Below are 1,591 nucleotides of genomic sequence, written 5' to 3'. Positions count from 1 at the left end.
TCCTTCGAGTTTTCCTTCTTTTTTGCCTTTCTCGATAAGCATGGTGTAGGTTGACATGATATTTTCTTTTATGGGTTCGGGAATTGATTTGATTACTTCGGCAAGTTGGACTTCCTGGATGTCTGACACCCTCAATGAATATACAACAATCATTTCCAAAAAGTTCGTGTTGTCGCCCTCCAGCTGGAATATTCGGAAGATGCGCTCGAAGTCTTCTTTAAGTTGTACCGGGTCTATACGCCATTGCTGTGCCAGCATGGCAGCCGTCATCATGCTATTGCGCATCCCCAGAAGCTGGTCTTGGCCAATGGTCTTCAGATCGATGAATATATGCTTAAAAATCGGCAAATACTCCGTGATCTCCTTGGGATATTTTTTAAACAGGGCAGGGAGAGTGCCGACATTCCAATTTTTCTTTCCCTGATAATAGATTACGGGTATGATTGGCTTGGGCTGTTTGTTTTCGGAAAGGCACTTGATCCAATGGGCAAACACATAGTGGCCTACCTGAAACAGCACGTTCCGGTCCGGTGATGATTTGTGTTCGAAGAGCAGGACGACATCGGTTTTGACGGATGTGTCGGCCTTTAGAGACACCTCAAACACGAGGTCGGAGAAATGCTCCTTCAGTGTTTCGTTGATATAGGATTCGTTGAGGACAGCAAGGGTTTTAAAGTCAAGATGCTGCGCTAGAGATTTAGGCAGGAATTTCTCAAAAAAAGCCACCGCCCTCTCCGGATCGGAAAAGGACTCCCTGACAAAGGCATCGTGGATATTGCGGGGACGTTTTGCCATGTCACAACCTAGGAAAAAATCGGGATAAACACAAAGGGGATTTTTGGGAAATTAAAAAATACGAATTACGGTTGAGTTAGTTATGGGTTATGGGTTTTGGGTTATGGGTTGACCCTAAGTCCCTCAGTCTCTTCGTCTCTGGGTAGGTTGAAAGATCTATAGGTCTATAGGTTGATAAGCCGATAGGTTGATGGACTCCCTTCCTAACTCCCTATGTCTCTCAGTCTCTACGTCTCTTAGTCCCTTCGTCTCTAGATAGGATAGGTTGAAAATCACGAATTAAAAATTACGGTTGAGTTAGTTATGGGTTATGGGTTTTGGGTTATGAGTTATGGGTTGACCATGCCTAAAAAATTGCCAGCCGGTTTTGAGAATATGTCCCGACCCTCGGATTTTGGTGGACAATTATTTCCAGCCCTGAAGGGGCAAAATATCATAGCCTGGGGTGTAGCGCCAGCGGAGCCCTAGGTTAAGAATGAAACAATCTCGATTGTGTTTTGGCAGCGGCAAGGGTTGAAGAAGCCAGCCTCTCCCGCCAAAACCCGGATAAAATTGGTTCTGCCTTCCCGTCCATTCGATGAATTCCTGTCCACCGGAATTGCAAATTCCTTCTATCTGTTCGTCACAATTGCAAATTGCGGCAAGCTGGACTTGTTAATGGAAAGTTTGGGAAAGTGTTTCCCGCTGATTGCGCAGATAAACGCAGATTAGTTGAATTAAACCCTAGATGTCAATAAAAACAATCCGTTCAATCCGCCAAATCCGTGTTCCATTCGCTCCAACGTAGAAATAGAAC

1 protein-coding gene is annotated in these 1,591 nt (G+C 44.9%); it reads right to left on the bottom strand.

What is annotated here, in order from left to right; genetic code table 11:
• The coding region (locus tag FQ608_RS15240; RefSeq protein ID WP_158859104.1) for an Rpn family recombination-promoting nuclease/putative transposase at positions 1-795 on the bottom strand (795 nt) is incomplete at its 3' end.
• Positions 796-1,591: the final 796 nt, after the last annotated feature.

Origin of the sequence: Lunatibacter salilacus (assembly GCF_009797935.1) — a bacterium.
Taxonomy (GTDB): Bacteria; Bacteroidota; Bacteroidia; order Cytophagales; family Cyclobacteriaceae; genus Lunatibacter; species Lunatibacter salilacus.
Note: the sequence above shows the minus strand (reverse complement) of the source record. Positions and strands in the feature narration are given on the sequence as shown.